Here is a 15,939-nt window from a genome sequence, read left to right as displayed (position 1 = left end):
CGGCTCGAGCGCGTCGCGCGCCATCGCGGTGGCGCGGATCGCGCCGGGCAGGTCGCCGGCCACGTCCAGCCGCGCCTGCGCCAGGCTCAGCAGCAGCTCGGCTTCGTCCAGGCGCAGGGCCTCGCGGCCTTCGCTGGCCTGGGCCGAGAGTTCGCGCAGGCTGTCCTCGAGGATCGCGGCGCGCTGGCCCACGCCCAGCACCTCATCGCGCAGCAGGCCGGTGCGCGCCGTGGTGTCGGTGAGGCGCTGGTCCAGGCCCTGCTGCGTGCGGCGCAGCGTGACGACCGCCTGTTCGGCATCGAGCAGGCGGGCGTCGAGGGCCTCGGGGCTCAGGTCCGGTCCTTCGACCGGCGCGGCGCGCATCGAACGCCAGGCATACCAGCCGCCCGCGACCAGCGCGGCCGCGACCAGAAAAAGCATCAGCCAGCCCAGGGCGCCGAAGGGGCGACGGGCGGAAGGGGATTCGGGGCGGGGTTCGAGCACGGTGTCCACTGCCGGGGGATAACGCAAAAACAAGCGCAATCCTACCGGAAGCGTCCGCCCGCGACATCGGCGGCCAGCGCCGAGAGCAGGGCCTGCGGCGCGGCACCGTCGGCGATGACGATGGCCGCGAAGGCGTCTTCGGCCAGGCGCGCCGCCAGCCGCGGGCTGCTGGCGACCACCGGGCGCCGGCGCAGCGTCTGCCGTACCGGCTCGCCCAGCCGCGACCACAGCGCATCGAAGGCTTCGACGCTGCTCACCAGCAGCGCCGAGCTATCGGGCAGGGCCGCGATCAGGCCCGTGCGCGAGGCTCGCGGCACCAGCGGCTCGCGGCGGTAGACCTCGGCCAGGTGCACGCGCGCGCCGCGGTGCGCGAGGGTTTCGCCGATCAGGCCGCGGCCACCGGGCGCGGTGACCAGGCCCACGGCCTGCCCGCGCAGCGACTGCAGTTCCGGAAGCGCGAGCAATCCTTCCGAATCGGCGCGGTCCGGCGGCATCCGCACCGCGGCGATGCCAGCCAGGCGCAGGGCGGTGGCCGTGCCGCTGCCCACCGCCAGCCAAACCTGCGCCGGCGAATCGACCAGGGGCCGCTGCATCCGCGCAAACCGCACCGCCGCCGGGCTGGTGAACACCACGATCGGGCAGGCCAGGGCCGCATCCAGCGCCACGCCTGCATCCATGGACAGCAGCCGCAGCGTAGAGATGGGCAGCACCCGCGCGCCCAGCGCGGCCGCCGCGCGCCTCACCGGGCCGTGCGAGCCCGAGGGACGCAGCGAGATGACATACCATCCCGCCAACACCGGCGCTGGGTTCGCATTGGCCATGCCCCAGCTTCGCACAGCCCCTTGGACGACGTCACCGCATGAAGACCCTCGAAGAACTCGACGCCTGCTACCGCGCCATGCCGCCCGTCGCGGCCATGGGCATCGAAAGCACGGGCTGGGACGGCCAGCGCCTGCGCCTGCGCGCGCCGCTCGCCGCCAACATCAACGACAAGGGCACGGTGTTCGGCGGCAGCATGGCGTCGATCGCGACGCTGGCGGCCTGGGGCCTGCTCACGCTCCGGCTGGGCGCGGAAGGCATCAAGGCCGAGGTCTACGTCGCCGACAGCCAGCTCAAGTACCTCAAGCCGCTGGTGGCCGACCTCGGTGCCGAGGCCTGGCTGGACGAGGGCACCGACTGGGACGCCTTCCTGCGCAGCTACCGCGAGCGCGGCCGGGCCCGGGCCCAGCTGCTGGCCCGGGTCACCGATCCCGAGGGCGCCACGGTGGCCGAGTTCAGCGGCCGGTTCGCGGCCCTGCGGGCGCCCTGAGGGAGGTTTGCGCGGGCCTGGGACCGGCCCCGCGCCAGCGCCCGGTGGCGACCCCGGCGCCCCGCGGCCCTTTGTGCATAATGGCCGCATGAACGCTCCTCGCCTCTTCCGCCTCGCGCTGGCCCTCGGGCTGGTCGTCCTCGCCGCCTGCGCCAGCCAGGCCGTGCAGCGCAGCCCCCGCGACCAGACGCTCTACCACTACGTCAGCGCCGTGCGCTGGAGCGACTTCGACCTGGCGATGGGCTTCATCGACCCGGCCCTGCTCGAGGCCAAGCCGCTGACCGACCTCGAGAAAGAGCGCTACAAGCAGTATCAGGTCTCGGGCTACGAGGTGAAGTCCGGCTCCGAGCCGGCCCCCGACACTTACGAGCAGGTGGTTGAGATCCGCGTGGTCAACCGCAATACCCAGGTCGAGAAGGTCATCACCGACCGGCAGACCTGGCGCTGGGACGCCGAGGCCAAGCGCTGGTGGCTGATGTCCGGACTGCCCGACCTGGACGCCACCCGCTGACCCGGCTTTGCCCGCGGCGGCGGCGGCGCCCATAATGCCGCCCCTGCCGTAGGAACCGCCCGCCCGCCATGGATCGCCTGCTCGAGTTCGCCCAACAAAACCCCCTGCTGTCGATCGCCTTCGTCGGCCTGACCCTGGCCCTGGTGGTCACCGAGGTCATGCGGCTGTTCCGCGGCTTCAAGGGCGTCACCCCGGCCCAGCTCACCGACCTGATCAACCGCGACAACGCCCTGGTGGTGGACCTGCGCGCCCAGGCCGAGTTCGAGAAGGGCCACATCATCGGTGCGAAGCACCTGCTGCCGAGCCAGGTGGACCCGGCCGGCAAGCTGCTGGCCAAGGCCAAGGAGTCGCCGGTGGTGCTGGTGTGCGCGGCCGGCGTGACCGCCGCGGGCACCGCGCAGCAGCTGGTCAAGGCCGGCTTCAAGCAGGTCAGCGTGCTCGATGGCGGCATCGGCGCCTGGACGGCGGCGGGCCTGCCGCTGGCCAAGGGCAAGGCCTGAGCCCCGCCCGGCGTGCGATAATCGCCGACCTTTCCACGACTTTCAGACCGGAGTTGCCGTAATGGCCGAGCAGAACAATGGCGCCGCCGGCGCCGACCAGGCGCAGTTCACCATCCAGAAGATCTACGTCAAGGACGTGTCCTTCGAGGTGCCGAACTCGCCGCACGTCTTCAACGAGCAGGGCCAGCCGAACCTCGAGCTGAACCTCAACCAGAAGGTCGCCCGCATCGCCGAAGGCCTGTTCGAAGTCGCCCTGGGCATCACCCTGACCTGCAAGATCGAAGACAAGACCATCTACCTGGCCGAAGTCGAGCAGGCCGGCCTGTTCGGCCTGTCGGGCTTCGACGAGCGCACCCTGGACATGATGCTGGGCACCTACTGCCCGAACGTGCTGTTCCCGTACGTGCGCCAGACCATCAGCGAGCTGGTCGTGCAGGGCGGCTTCCCGCCGTTCTACCTGCAGCCGATCAACTTCGAGGGCCTGTACGCCGAAGGCCTGCGTCGCCGCGCCGAGCAGGCGCAGGCCCAGGCCGCGCAGCTCCCCGAGGGCGGCAACGCCTGATCCCGGCGCGGCGCCCATGAGCACCGCCAAGCCGGCCATCGCCGTCCTCGGGACCGGGTCCTGGGGCACGGCGCTGGCGTCCCTGATCGCGCGCAACGGCCACCCGACCGTGATCTGGGGCCGCGACGCGGCCCAGGTCGCGTCGATCAACGGCCAGCACGAGAACACCCGCTACCTGCCCGGCATCCCGCTGCCCGAATCCCTGGTCGCCACCGGCGACCTGGGCCAGGCCGTCGCGGGCGCCGACCTGGTGCTGGTGGTGACGCCGAGCCACGCCTTCACCGAAACCCTGCGCGCGCTCGCGCCGCATCGCCGCGCGCACGCGGGCGTGGCGTGGGCTACCAAGGGCTTCGAGCCCGGCTCCGGCCGTTTCCTGCATGAAGTCGCCGGCGACGTGCTGGGCGACGGCGTGCCGCTGGCCGTGGTCACCGGCCCGTCCTTCGCCAAGGAAGTGGCGCAGGGGCTGCCGACCGCCGTCACCGTGCATTCGGACGACGAGGACTTCACCCGCCAGGTCGCCGAGGCGCTGCACGGCCCCACCTTCCGCGCCTACACCGGCACCGACATGCTCGGCGCCGAGCTGGGTGGCGCGATGAAGAACGTGCTGGCGGTGGCCACCGGCATCGCCGACGGCATGCAGCTGGGCCTCAACGCGCGCGCCGGCCTGATCACCCGCGGCCTGAATGAAATGCTCCGCCTGAACGTGGCGCTGGGCGGCCGCGCGGAAACCTTGATGGGCCTCGCCGGCCTGGGCGACCTGGTGCTGACCAGCACCGGCGATCTTTCCCGCAACCGGCGCCTGGGCCTGGCGCTGGGCCGCGGCCAGTCGATCGCCGAGGCCGTGGCCGCGATCGGCCAGGTGGTGGAATCGGTGCAGACCGCCGACGAAGTGATGCGCCTGGCGCAGCGCCACGGCATCGAGCTGCCGATCTCCGAGCTGGTGCAGCGCGTGCTGCACGACGAGATCACGCCGATCGAGGGCCTGAGAATGCTGCTCTCGCGCGAACAGAAGCCCGAGTATCCCGAAGGCCTGTTCGAGTAAGCCACGATGATCGTCCTCGTCGGCGTGCTGCTGCTGGCGGTCGTCCTGCTCACCGCCACCCTGCTGCACCTGCTGGCCGAGTTCGCCGTTGCCCGCGGCGTACCCGCCACGCCGCTGTGGCGCCACGCCCCGGCCCTGCTCCGCACCGCCCACGCCGCCGCCCGCGACGCGTCGCTGGACGAGCGCGCCCGCACCGCCGCCGGCGCCGCCGTGCTCTGCGCCTGGCTGCTGCTGGCGCTCTTCCTGGCCTTCGCCCTCGCCGCCCCACACATCAAATGAACCAGGTTCATTTGTTGGTTGATCATCGGCCGCCAAACCGGCCGGCAGCAAATGAACCTGGTTCATTTGGTTAAAAAAAAGCCCGGCGTTTGCCGGGCTTTTTGGTGTTGCTTGGAGCGGTGGATCAGAAGCTGGCGCGCAGGCCGACCAGGTAGGTCTCGCCGCCTTCGCCGAAGGTGGCTTCGCCGACCATGCCCCAGGTCTGGGTGAACTTGTACTGGGCGCCGATGGTGCCGGTGAAGTCGCCGTCGGCGTTGTCGCCGTCGTTGTAGTTGGCCTTGATCAGGCCCTCGAAGTTTTCGGTGAACGAACCACGCAGGCCAACCGAGGCGCGGTAGCCGTCTTCGCTGCCGAAGCCGTCGACGTCGATGTCGTTCCAGGCGATCTCGGAGATCAGGTCGAGGTTGTCCGACAGGCCGTGGCCGTAGCCGAGGCCCAGCTCGGTGCTGTCGACGTCGACGTTGATGCCGTCGATCTCGACCTGGTTCCAGCCGCCGAAGCCGTAGAAGCCCGACTCGCCGAACTCGAACGAACCGCGCACGCCGAAACCATCGGCCTCGGCGCCACCGTCGGCGTCGACGTAGTTGTAGTTGCCTTCGATGTAGGTGTAGCTGAGCTTGTCGTCAGCCTGCGCCGAGAACGGAATGGCGGCAGCGAGGGCCAGGGCAAAGAGGGAACGCTTCATGGGATGAATCCTTTTTTTGTGGGGGCGCCCGACGCACCGGAATGCGTCGGACTGGGGCGCAGTATGCGAATCGCAAAGTAACGGAACATTAACGACGCACCGTTTTTGCCCTTGCCCTGCCATCAGTCATGCCCAAGCGATCCTGCGTATTCATGTTGGCGCCAGGCCTCGAACACCGCGACCGCCACGGCGTTCGACAGATTCAGGCTGCGCTGGCCCGCGCGCATCGGCAAACGCAGGCGTTGCGCCTCGGGGATCGCCTCGATGACCTGCGCGGGAAGGCCGCGCGTCTCCGGGCCGAACAACAGCGCATCCCCCTTCTCGTACCGCACGGCATCGAAGCGGACGCTGGAACGCGCGCTGAACGAAAACACGCGCGGATGTCCCAATGCCTCGAGGCACGCCGCCAGCGAGGCATGCCGCTGCACGCTGGCGAACTCGTGGTAGTCGAGCCCCGCGCGCCGCAGCTTGGCATCCTCGAAGTCGAAACCCAGCGGCTCGACCAGGTGCAGCGCCGCGCCGGTGTTGGCGCAGAGGCGGATGACGTTGCCGGTGTTGGGCGGGATCTCGGGTTCGAACAGGATGACGTTGATCATCCCGGCATTATCGCCCGCGCTTCAGCCCGCGCAGCGCAGCCGCCGGCCCAGTCCGCCGAGGTCGCCCGGCATGCGCGCCAGGCCCAGCGCGCCGACGGGCTCGGCCTGGCCGCAGCCGGCCTCCATGGCCGCGGGCGCGGAGGCGACGGTCGGCGCCGGTGCGGCCGGCATGAAGGCCACGACCGCGACGGCCAGCAGGGGGAGGGCGGAGAGGCTGCGGCGGAGCGGCGTGGCGAAGCGCATGGTCGGGGTCCGTGGCGGGATACCCAAGGCACAGCAGGTTCCGTGCCAGCCGCGGCGCCCTTTCAAACCAAGCACTTGCGCGTGTCCGGCGGGTGTCCGCCGGTGTCCGCGATCAGGCGCGGACGCGGCAGGCGGACAGCGGCTGGCCGGCGAAAGCCTGCCACTGCGCTTCGGTGGCGGCGCGGGCCGGGGTCGGGAATTCGATGCGCGCGACCAGCTGCGACTCGCCATCGTCGTCGCGCAGGTTGCTCAGGCCTTCGAAGCGGAGCAGGCGGCGGCTGTCGCGGCCGTAGGCCACGTCGATGTGCGGCGCGATCCAGCCCAGCAGGCCGCCCAGCCGCAGGCGGAAGGTCTCGGCCGGCTCGCCGCCGAACTGCGCGCTGCCCTGCCGGTTCACCTTGAAGCCCAGCGATTCGAGCCGCGAGGGCACCGCGAAACGCAGCGGCACCGACTCGCCCGCCACCAGCGGCGTCCAGTTGTCGCGGATGAATTCGTCGAAGCCGGCATCGGCGACCAGGCGCGTGTCGTCCTGCAGCGGCGCGCTGCGCTCGGCCTCGCCCTGGCCTTCGCGCACCCACAGCGACTCGACGCCGGTGCGGCGCCGCAGGCCCTCGCGGTAGCCGATGCGCGCGTCTTCGAACACGAACTCCGGCGCCACCGCCGAGCCACGGTAGTCGACCCGCTTGCGCGCGAACGGCGTGCCGTCGCCGCAGCGATACAGCACCAGCCGCTCGGTCGGCTCGCCGTCCAGGCGCCGCACGAGGTGCTGTTCGCGATAGAGCAGGCGGTCGCTGTCGGGCTCGCGCGCCACGCCCTCCTCGAAGGTGAGCGAAGCCAGCGCCGGCAGCGGCGCGAACAGGCAGGCCAGCACCAGCAGTCGCTTCACCATGGCAGCGTTTCTCCATTCCGATCCAGGAAAACACCGGCCGGCAGGCCCGGAACGTCATCGACCAGCGTCAGCAGGCTGCGCACCGAGTCGTCGGCGGAGAGCTCGGCGCCCTCGCCGCCCATCGCCGTGCGCACCCAGCCCGGGCTGGCGGTGATCACGCCGATGCCCATCGGGTTCATCGCATGCGCCATCAGCACGCCGGCCATGTTCAGCGCGGCCTTGCTGATGTTGTAGCTGGGCGTGCCGAAGGACGCCGTGGACGCGATCGAACCCAGCTTGGAACCGAGGTTGAGCACGCGCGGCCGCGCGCCGCGCGCCAGCAGCGGCGCCAGCGCCTGCGCCAGCAGCATCGGCCCGGTGACATTGGTGGCGAAGGTGCGCGCCATCACGTCCGCGCGCAGCTCACCGAAGCGCTCGCCGCGCTCGAGCACGCCGGCGTTGTTCACCAGCAGCTCGAGCCCGTCGTGCATCCCGGCCAGCGCCTGCACGAAGGCCTGGCGGCTGGCCTCGTCGTCCACCGACAGCGCCAGCACCTGCAGCTGCCCCGGATGCATCTTCGCCAGCGCGGCGAGCTCGTCGGCCGAGGCCGGGCGCCGGCAGGTCGCGACCACGCGCCCGCCGCGCGCCAGCAGCTGGCGCACGAACTCGAGGCCGAGGCCGCGGCTGGCGCCGGTGACGACAACGCGCTGTGAAGGGGATGTGCTCATTCCGTCGCCACTATGGCCTTCGGCCTAGTGTAAGGACCGTCAAGGCAGGCTAGCATCCGAATCCCCCGGCATTTGCCGGAAGTCAGCCTACAAGGTAGCCCATGACCCCGATCCGCCGTCCGCGCGCCAGCGCGCTTGCCCTTGCCGTCGGCCTCGCCGTCGCCAGTCTCTCGCCGCTGTACGCCCCGGACGTCGTGGCCAAGGAACAGGCCCAGCCCGCGCTGGTCGCCGACATCGCCTACGAGCAGTTCACCCTGCCCAACGGCCTGCGCGTGATCGTGCACACCGACCGCAAGGCGCCGATCGTCGCGGTCAACCTCTGGTACCACGTCGGCGCCAAGAACGAGCTGCCGGGCCGCACCGGCTTCGCGCACCTGTTCGAGCACCTGATGTTCCAGGGCAGCGAGAACTACCAGGGCGAGTTCTTCGAGCCGTTCGAACTGGTCGGCGCCACCGACCAGAACGGCACCACCAACTCCGACCGCACCAACTACTTCCAGAACGTACCCACCACCGCGCTCGACATGGCGCTGTGGATGGAGTCGGACCGCATGGGCCACTTCCTCGGCGCGGTGACGCAGGAGCTGCTCGACGAGCAGCGCGGCGTCGTCCAGAACGAAAAGCGCCAGGGCGAAAACCAGCCCTACGGCCAGGTCTTCGAGCGCCTGCTCAAGGCCAGCTACCCGAAGGGCCACCCGTACAGCTGGACCACCATCGGCTCGATGTCCGACCTCAGCGCCGCCTCGCTCGATGACGTGCAGCGCTTCTTCAAGACCTGGTACGGCCCGAACAACGCTGTGCTGGTGCTGGCCGGCGACATCGACGTCGCCACCGCCCGCGAGAAGGCGATGAAGTACTTCGGCGACATCCCGGCGGGCCCGACCATGGCCCAGCCGAAGGTCGACCCGGCGCCGCGCACCACCTCCACCCGCGACACCTTCACCGACAAGGTGCCGCAGGCCCGCATCTACCGCGCCTGGAACACCGCCGAGTACGGCAAGGCCGACGTCGAGCACCTGCAGCTGCTGGCCCAGGTGCTGGGCGGCTCGCGCAGCTCGCGCCTCGACAAGCGCCTGGTGTTCGAGGACAAGCTGGCCGACAACGTGTCCGCCGCCGCGTGGCCGAACCTGCTGGGCGGCCTGTTCTTCATCCAGGTCGACGTGAAGCAGGGCGTGGATGTCGCCGCCGTCGAGAAGGCGCTGGACGAAGAGCTGGCGAAGATCCTGGCCGACGGCCCGACCGCCGCCGAGCTCGAGCAGGCCCGCACCGTTTACAAGGCCGGCTTCGTGCGCGGCATCGAGCGCATCGGCGGCTTCGGCGGCAAGGCCGACGCGCTTGCCGAATGCGCCGTCTTCGCCGGCGACCCGGGCTGCTTCCGCGACAGCCTCCGCACGCTCGAGACCGCGACCGCGAAGGACCTGCTCACCACCGGCCGCCGCTGGCTGTCGAAGGGCGACCACACCATCGTCGTCACCCCGGGCGAGCGCGTGCCGACCGTCGAAGAGCCGAGCGTGACCCCGCCGGCCGCCACCGCCGTGCCCGCCGCCGACCCGAAGTACACGGTCGTTGAAACCGGCGTGGACCGCAGCAAGGGCGTGCCGGTCACCGAGACCTTCCCGTCGCTGGCCTTCCCGGCCCTGCAGCGCGCCGAGCTCAGCAACGGCATGAAGGTGATCCTGGCCGAGCGCCCGGGCCTGCCGGTCGTGCAGATGAACCTGCAGCTCAACGGCGGCTACGCGGCCGACCTGGGCGGCAAGCTCGGCACCTCCAGCTTCACGATGGGCATGCTCGACGAAGGCGCCGGCGAGTACGACGCCCTCACCTTCGGCGACCGCGCCGAAGCCCTGGGCGCGAACCTTGGCTCCTCCGCCAACCTCGACGGCGGCAGCGCCTACCTGTCGGCGCTGAAGGAGAACCTCGACGAGTCCGTCGCCCTGTTCGCCACCATGCTGCGCGAGCCGCGCTTCGACCAGAAGGAAATCGAGCGCGTCCGCCAGAGCTGGATCGCCGGCATCAAGCAGGAGAAGGCCCGCCCGAACGCGGCCGCGTTGCGCCTGCTGCCGCCGCTGATGTACGGCGAGAACCATCCGTACGCGATCCCCTTCAGCGGCTCCGGCACCGAGGCCTCGATCGCTTCGCTGACCCGCGACGACCTGGTGGCCTTCCACCAGCGCTGGGTGCGCCCGGAAGGCGCCACCCTGGTCATCGTTGGCGACACCACGCTCGCCGAGATCACCCCGGTGCTCGAGAAGCACCTGGGCAGCTGGAAGGGCGAGGGCGAGGCCGCGGCGCAGGCCGCGATCCCGTCGGTGGCCCTGCCGGCCAAGCCGCGCGTGTTCCTGGTCGACCAGCCGGGCGCCATCCAGGCCAACGTCTACGTCGGCCAGCTGGTGCCCTCCACCCGCGACGACCAGGCCACCGAGCTCGAGATCGCCAACGCGGTGCTGGGCGGCGAGTTCAGCTCGCGCCTGAACATGAACCTGCGCGAGGACAAGGGCTGGGCCTACGGCTCCTACAGCTTCGTGCAGGCCGCGCTCGGCCAGCGCCCGTGGATCGCCTTCGCCGCGGTGCAGATCGACAAGACCAGCGAGTCGATCGCCGAGCTCAAGCGCGAGATCACCGAATACACCACCGGCCAGGTGCCGGCGGCCGCGGCCGAGGTGGCCAAGATCCAGGCCACCGAGATCCGCAGCCTGCCGGGCTCGTACGAGACCGCCAACGCCGTGCTCGGCGCCATCGGCGGCATCGTCCGCTACCAGCGCCCGGACGACTACGTGGTCCGTCGCCGCGCCGAGATCGAGGCCCTGACGCCGGCCGTGGTGCAGCAGGCCGCCAAGGCGATCCAGCCCGAGGCCCTGACCTGGGTGATCGTGGGCGACCTGTCCAAGATCGAGGCCGGCGTGCGCGCGCTGGACCTCGGCGAGGTGCAGGTGGTGGATGCCGACGGCAAGCCGGTGGCCGCCGCCAAGTAAGCCGGCAAACTCATTGCCGGTTCAGCACGGGCGGGGCGACAATCCCGCCCGTGTTCTTTTGGAGAGACGACGTGCGCAAGCTTGCCCTGGTCCTGCTGCTGATCCCCCTCGCCTCCGCCTGCACCTGGGTGAAGATGGCGCCCGGCGCCAAGGAAGTGCGCGTCGCCCGCGCCGACCAGGACCTCTCGGCCTGCGCCAAGCGGGGCGAGGTGTCGGTCTCGGTGAAGAACCGCCTGGGCCCGTACGACCGCAACGACCTCAAGGTCCGCGACGAGCTCGAGACCCTGGCCCGCAACGAAGCCCCCAGCCTGGGCGCCGACACGGTGCAGCCCAAGAGCCAGCCGGTGGACGGCGAACAGCGCTTCCTGGCCTTCAGCTGCGGCAATGCCAGCCTGGGCACCCGGGCCCCGGCGGCCCGCCCGGCGGCCGAGGGCGAGGCCGAAACCTACCCGATCGCCGACTGAGGCACCGGTCCCGGTTCTTCACGCCCCGGGCCCGCGGAAGTTGAGAGGACGGTTGTAAACAGGTAACTTTGACGGGTTTCCCTCAAGGCGAATCCTGCCCATGCTGTTCCAGCACGTCTCCATCGCCGGCCTCGCCCACATCGATGCCCCGCATCGCCTGAGCTCCGCCGACCTCAATGCCAAGCTCCAGCCCACGATGGACCGGCTGGGCATCAAGACCGACGTGCTGCAGGACATCGCCGGCATCTTCGCCCGCCGCCTGTGGGACGACGAGACCCAGGCCTCCGACGCCGCCACCCTGGCCGCCGAGAAGGCCCTGGCCGACGCCGGCGTGCCGCGCGAGAAGATCGGCCTGCTGGTGAACACCTCGGTCAGCCGCGACTTCCTCGAGCCGTCCACCGCGTCCATCGTCTCGGGCAACCTGGGCCTGGGCGAGAACTGCCAGAACTTCGACGTCGCCAACGCCTGCCTCGCCTTCCTCAACGGCATGGACATCGCCAGCCGCATGATCGAGCGCGGCGAGATCGAGTACGCCCTGGTCGTCGACGGTGAAACCGCCAACCTCGCCTACAAGAAGACCATCGAGCGCCTGAGCGCGCCCGACGTCACCGAGGAGCAGTTCCGCAACGAACTCGCCACGCTGACCCTGGGCTGCGGCGCCGCCGCCATGGTGCTCTCGCGCGCCGAGCTCACCCCCGACGCGCCGAAGTACCGCGGCGGCGTCACCAAGGCCGCCACGCAGTGGAATACCCTGTGCCGCGGCAACCTCGACCGCATGGTCACCGACACCCGCATGCTGCTGATCGAAGGCCTGAAGCTGGCCACCGCCACCTTCGGCGCCGCGCGCCAGGCGCTGGGCTGGGTGGTGGATGAACTCGACGAGTTCGTGATCCACCAGGTCAGCCAGGTGCACACCCAGGCCTTCATCAAGGCCTTCGGCATCGACCCGAAGAAGGTGCTCACCATCTTCAACGAGCACGGCAACATCGGCCCGGCCTCGGTGCCGATCGTGCTGAGCAAGCTGCGCGAGATGGGCCGCCTGAAGAAGGGCGACCGCGTCGCGCTGCTGGGCATCGGCTCCGGCCTGAACTGCTCGATGGCCGAAGTCGTCTGGTAACCCCCTGATCCACTCCCTCTCCCTCCGGGAGAGGGCCGGGGAGAGGGGAGCAACCTCGCCATGAAAGCCCGCCCTCCGGCGGGCTTTTTCGTACAGGCGCGTACCGGGTCTTCTCCCGCCGAGAATTGACAAAAATCTAGACACGCCGCCAAAACGTGTATATAGAATCGCAATATCTATACACGTAGCGCGGAGTGTCGCGTCATGCAGCCACTGTCTGCCCTCGATCCCGCCCGGTTCGACACCCCCGCCATCCTCAAGCGCCTGGCGTCCGCCAGCCGCAACCTCGCCGAACTGAAGGGCGTTGCGGCGAGCATTCCCAACCAGGCCATCCTGATCAACACGCTGACGCTTCAGGAAGCGAAGGACAGCTCGGCCATCGAGAACATCGTCACCACCCACGACGAACTGTATCGGGACGACGACTCGGGAGAATCCGGCACCAGCATCGCCAGCAAGGAGGTGCTTCGCTATCGGCAGGCGCTTCGCGTCGGCTTCCAGCAGGTGCGCGATCATGGCCTCCTGACGCTCAATACCATCCTTGCCATCCAGGCCGAGCTCGAATGCAGCCAGGCGGGCTTGCGCAAGCTGCCCGGAACCACGCTCAAGGACGGCGTCGGGAAAGTCGTGTACACGCCACCCCAGGATGCGAACCAGGTCCGCGACCTGATGGGTGGGCTGGAGAAGTTCATCCATGACCAGCCGCCGTTCGACGTGGACCCGCTGATCAAGATGGCTCTGATCCACCATCAGTTCGAGAGCATCCACCCTTTCTACGACGGCAATGGCAGGACGGGTCGCATCCTCAACGTGCTCTACCTGGTGAAGGAAGGTTTGCTGGATATCCCGGTGCTTTACCTGAGTCGGCACATCGTGCGCACCAAGCCGGACTACTACCGACTGTTGCAGGATGTCCGGGACAAGGACGCGTGGGAGGATTGGACGCTGTACATGCTTACGGCCATCGAGCGGACGGCGAAGGAGACCGTGAGTACCATCTCCGCCATTCGCGGGTTGCTGCTTGATACCAAGCAACGAATTCGTGCCTCCTACAAGTTCTACAGCCAGGACCTGATCAACAACCTCTTCAGCCACCCCTATACCAAGATCGAGTTCGTGCAGCGGGACCTGAAGGTGTCGAGGCTTACGGCCACCAAATACCTCAATGCACTGGTGGCGGGAGGGTTCCTGCGGAAGCGGAAGATTGGCCGCAGCAACTTCTACATAAACCAGCCACTCTATGAGCTACTGGTCCAGGTGGATGAATGACTGACATGATCACGCAGGCGTCCGCCGGCCGGTTCACGACGATGATCCGCCAGCCTTTCCTGGCCCTTGTAATGGTGGCGGCTATGGCGCTGATGCCGATTCTGGCCACGGCCCAGCCACCGATTCCCGACACTCCCGCGGGCCAGGTCTTCGACCAGTGGTTCACCTCGTTCAACGCCGCCGACGCGGCGCGCATCGCCGAGTTCCAGCGCACCTACGCGCGCGAAACCCCGGTCGAGGACGTGCTGCAGCAGCGCGCCGAGACGGGCGGCTTCACCCTGGTGGCGCTGGAGTCCGCGTCGCCGGACCAGCTGTCGGCCACGCTGCAGGAAGTCGAGCTGCCCGACAGCCGCCTGCGCTTCGACCTGACCGTCGAGCCCGGCGCGCCGCACCGCATCACCTCGCTGGACGTCGAGTACCTGCCCACGCCGCGCCTCGACGAAGCGGCCGCGATCGCCGCCGTGGTGGCGCGCGCGGACGCGCTGGCGAAGCAGGACCGCTTCAGCGGCGCCGTGCTCGTGGCGCGCGGCGACAAGATCCTGCTGGAGCAGGCCTGGGGCCTGGCCGACCGCGCGCAGGGCACGCCGAACACCGTCGACACGCGCTTCCGCCTCGGCTCGATGAACAAGATCGTGACGGCGGTGGCGGTGCTGCAGCTGGTCGAGGCCGGCAAGCTCGCGCTGGACACGCCGATCGGCGAGTACCTTCCGGACTATCCGAACCCGGAGGCCGCGGCGAAGGTCACGATCCGCCACCTGCTGACGCATCGCGCCGGCGTGGGCGAGATCGGCTTCGGCGAGTCGCCGGAGTTCAAGACGCCGGCCGAATTCATCGCCAGGCGTGACGCGATGCGCACGCCCTCGGACTACCTCGCGCAGTACGCGGGCCAGGCGCTGGCCTTCGAGCCCGGCAGCCAGACCGAATATTCCTCGCTGGGCTTCATGGTGCTGGGCGCGCTGGTCGAACGCGCCAGCGGGCAGGACTACTACGCCTACGTGCAGCAACACATCCTCGACGTCGCCGGCATGGCCCGCACCGGCTCGCTGCCGGAAACCACGCCGGTCGAGGGCCGCGCCGTCGGCTACCTGCGGCAGGGCCAGGCCTGGGTGCCGAACGGCGACACGCTGCCGTTCCGCGGCTCGCCGGCGGGCGGCGGCTATGCCACGGTGCGCGACCTGCACCGCTTCGTGCAGGCACTGCAGGCCGGCAAGCTGCTGTCGCCGGCGATGGCGGCCGAAGCGACGCGCCTGCAGAGCGGCTGGCAGGGCCTCGGTTTCGAAGTCGTGGGCGAGGGCGCGCTGGCGAGCTACGGCCACGGCGGCATGGCGCCGGGCATGAACGCGCACCTGCGCGTTTATCCGCAGCTCGACGTCACCATCGTGGTGCTGAGCAACTTCGATCCCCCCGCCGCGGGCCTGGTTTACTCCTACCTGCACGAGCGCATGCCGGTTCCCTGACGGCGTGCGCGCTCAGCGCGCCGGCGCGTGCGCCTGGAAGAACTCCCACATCACCGCCGTCGCATCCACCGACCGACTGCCGTGGCTGCGCACGTGTCCGGGCCAGTCGTGTTCGCCCCGGCGGAAGCTGTACAGCAGAACCGGTGCGTCGGCATCGCAGGCCCAGTGGTGCCGGCGCACGCCCTCGGCGCGTAGCTTCGGGTCCGTCATGACCTCGATCGTGGCGGTCGGCTGGCAGCCTTCGCGCGCCGCCCAGGCCTGGCCCAGCGCCGGGATATCCAGCGTGCGCTGGCCATCCATGAACGGCAGCGAGGAATCGCGTTCGCCATGGAACAGGATCACCGGCGGCTTGTCGCCCAGGCCGCAGCCGTCGGGTGCGGCGCCGGCCACGAAGCCGGCCGCGACCACGCGCGTTGGTTCCTGGCAGGCGAAGCGCCAGCTCATTTGCGCGCCGCCCGAGTAGCCATTGACGAAAACGCGCGCGGGATCGACCCGCCCGTCGGCCGCCAGCTGGTCGATCAACGCGACCAGGAATTCCACGTCGGGGCTGCGTGGTCCGAAGATGCGCCAGCGCTCGCCGCGGGACAGCGGGTAGGCCACCACGGCGCCGTGCCGCGCAGCCACTGCGGTCCAGCCCGACATCGCCTCGATCTGCTTCGCGGTCTGGCCGTGGCCGTGCAGTGTGATCACCAGCGGCGCGCGCTTGGCATCGGGCGGCGCGAACAGGTGGTACCTGCGCAGCTCGCCGGCGACATCCAGTTCGCGCGTCGTCGCGGGATCATCCGCGGCCGCCGGTGAGGCGCTCGCCGCAGCGATGAACACGAGGACGAGCCGAATCAGCGCCCGGCCCATCG

Annotated in this window: 18 protein-coding genes and 1 pseudogene; 11 read left to right on the top strand and 8 right to left on the bottom strand. The window is 69.9% G+C overall.

The window, feature by feature from the left end; all coding sequences use genetic code 11:
• Together N787_RS08895 and N787_RS08890 are read right to left on the bottom strand one after the other, a co-directional pair.
• Nucleotides 1-483: pseudogene (locus N787_RS08895) on the bottom strand (uroporphyrinogen-III C-methyltransferase); the annotation flags it as partial.
• A 41-nt stretch (nt 484-524) separates the two neighbouring features.
• Complete coding sequence (locus tag N787_RS08890) at nt 525-1,304, bottom strand: uroporphyrinogen-III synthase (RefSeq protein WP_034212796.1); 780 nt, start codon at nt 1,302-1,304, stop codon at nt 525-527.
• A 38-nt stretch (nt 1,305-1,342) separates the two neighbouring features.
• Here N787_RS08890 and N787_RS08885 point away from each other — a divergent pair, with 38 nt between their 5' ends.
• The 6 genes from N787_RS08885 (at nt 1,343) to N787_RS08860 (ending at nt 4,686) form a co-directional block, all read left to right on the top strand.
• Entirely contained in the window at nt 1,343-1,792 is a 450-nt protein-coding gene (locus N787_RS08885) for a YiiD C-terminal domain-containing protein (protein WP_034212794.1), read from the top strand.
• Between the two features lie 88 nt (nt 1,793-1,880).
• Nucleotides 1,881-2,303: a hypothetical protein gene (locus tag N787_RS08880; RefSeq protein WP_034212792.1), complete on the top strand. Its 423-nt coding sequence runs from the start codon at nt 1,881-1,883 to the stop codon at nt 2,301-2,303.
• Nucleotides 2,304-2,371: 68 nt separating this feature from the next.
• Entirely contained in the window at nt 2,372-2,803 is a 432-nt protein-coding gene (locus N787_RS08875) for a rhodanese-like domain-containing protein (protein ID WP_034212791.1), read from the top strand.
• A 61-nt stretch (nt 2,804-2,864) separates the two neighbouring features.
• Complete coding sequence (gene secB, locus N787_RS08870) at nt 2,865-3,365, top strand: protein-export chaperone SecB (protein WP_034212790.1); 501 nt, start codon at nt 2,865-2,867, stop codon at nt 3,363-3,365.
• A gap of 16 nt (nt 3,366-3,381) precedes the next feature.
• Entirely contained in the window at nt 3,382-4,407 is a 1,026-nt protein-coding gene (locus N787_RS08865) for an NAD(P)H-dependent glycerol-3-phosphate dehydrogenase (RefSeq protein WP_034212789.1), read from the top strand.
• Between the two features lie 6 nt (nt 4,408-4,413).
• Nucleotides 4,414-4,686: a hypothetical protein gene (locus tag N787_RS08860; RefSeq protein ID WP_034212788.1), complete on the top strand. Its 273-nt coding sequence runs from the start codon at nt 4,414-4,416 to the stop codon at nt 4,684-4,686.
• A gap of 124 nt (nt 4,687-4,810) precedes the next feature.
• Here N787_RS08860 and N787_RS08855 read toward each other — a convergent pair whose 3' ends face one another.
• From N787_RS08855 to N787_RS08835, 5 genes are all read right to left on the bottom strand, one after another.
• Complete coding sequence (locus tag N787_RS08855; RefSeq protein ID WP_034212787.1) at nt 4,811-5,371, bottom strand: outer membrane beta-barrel protein; 561 nt, start codon at nt 5,369-5,371, stop codon at nt 4,811-4,813.
• A gap of 122 nt (nt 5,372-5,493) precedes the next feature.
• Nucleotides 5,494-5,967: a tRNA (cytidine(34)-2'-O)-methyltransferase gene (locus N787_RS08850; RefSeq protein ID WP_034212786.1), complete on the bottom strand. Its 474-nt coding sequence runs from the start codon at nt 5,965-5,967 to the stop codon at nt 5,494-5,496.
• 21 nt (nt 5,968-5,988) lie between these two features.
• Nucleotides 5,989-6,210 carry a hypothetical protein gene (locus N787_RS08845; RefSeq protein WP_034212779.1) on the bottom strand — a complete coding sequence of 74 codons (222 nt, stop codon included), beginning with the start codon at nt 6,208-6,210 and terminating at the stop codon, nt 5,989-5,991.
• Between the two features lie 112 nt (nt 6,211-6,322).
• Complete coding sequence (locus tag N787_RS08840) at nt 6,323-7,099, bottom strand: hypothetical protein (RefSeq protein WP_052575314.1); 777 nt, start codon at nt 7,097-7,099, stop codon at nt 6,323-6,325.
• Nucleotides 7,093-7,806, bottom strand: coding sequence for an SDR family NAD(P)-dependent oxidoreductase (locus N787_RS08835; RefSeq protein ID WP_034212777.1), 714 nt, complete (start codon nt 7,804-7,806; stop codon nt 7,093-7,095). Before N787_RS08835 ends, N787_RS08840 begins: the two co-directional genes overlap by 7 nt.
• Before the next feature lie 101 nt (nt 7,807-7,907).
• Between N787_RS08835 and N787_RS08830 the strand changes: the two genes are divergently transcribed.
• The 5 genes from N787_RS08830 (at nt 7,908) to N787_RS08810 (ending at nt 15,085) form a co-directional block, all read left to right on the top strand.
• Nucleotides 7,908-10,778, top strand: coding sequence for a M16 family metallopeptidase (locus tag N787_RS08830; RefSeq protein ID WP_034212774.1), 2,871 nt, complete (start codon nt 7,908-7,910; stop codon nt 10,776-10,778).
• Between the two features lie 71 nt (nt 10,779-10,849).
• Nucleotides 10,850-11,242 carry a DUF4156 domain-containing protein gene (locus N787_RS14365; protein ID WP_034212771.1) on the top strand — a complete coding sequence of 131 codons (393 nt, stop codon included), beginning with the start codon at nt 10,850-10,852 and terminating at the stop codon, nt 11,240-11,242.
• Between the two features lie 100 nt (nt 11,243-11,342).
• The gene (locus N787_RS08820; protein ID WP_034212769.1) at nt 11,343-12,359 is read left to right on the top strand and encodes a 3-oxoacyl-ACP synthase III; all 1,017 of its coding nucleotides are present in this window, start codon (nt 11,343-11,345) and stop codon (nt 12,357-12,359) included.
• 204 nt (nt 12,360-12,563) lie between these two features.
• Nucleotides 12,564-13,628, top strand: coding sequence for a Fic family protein (locus N787_RS08815; RefSeq protein ID WP_034212767.1), 1,065 nt, complete (start codon nt 12,564-12,566; stop codon nt 13,626-13,628).
• Entirely contained in the window at nt 13,625-15,085 is a 1,461-nt protein-coding gene (locus N787_RS08810) for a serine hydrolase domain-containing protein (RefSeq protein ID WP_084590718.1), read from the top strand. The genes N787_RS08815 and N787_RS08810 overlap by 4 nt, the downstream gene beginning before the upstream one ends.
• 12 nt (nt 15,086-15,097) lie before the next feature.
• Here the strand turns inward: N787_RS08810 and N787_RS14360 are convergent, their stop codons facing one another.
• Complete coding sequence (locus N787_RS14360; protein ID WP_052575312.1) at nt 15,098-15,937, bottom strand: CE1 family esterase; 840 nt, start codon at nt 15,935-15,937, stop codon at nt 15,098-15,100.
• Nucleotides 15,938-15,939 lie beyond the last annotated feature (2 nt).

The sequence above is a fragment of the Arenimonas metalli CF5-1 genome (assembly GCF_000747155.1).
Classification (GTDB): Bacteria; Pseudomonadota; Gammaproteobacteria; order Xanthomonadales; family Xanthomonadaceae; genus Arenimonas; species Arenimonas metalli.
Note: the sequence above shows the minus strand (reverse complement) of the source record. Positions and strands in the feature narration are given on the sequence as shown.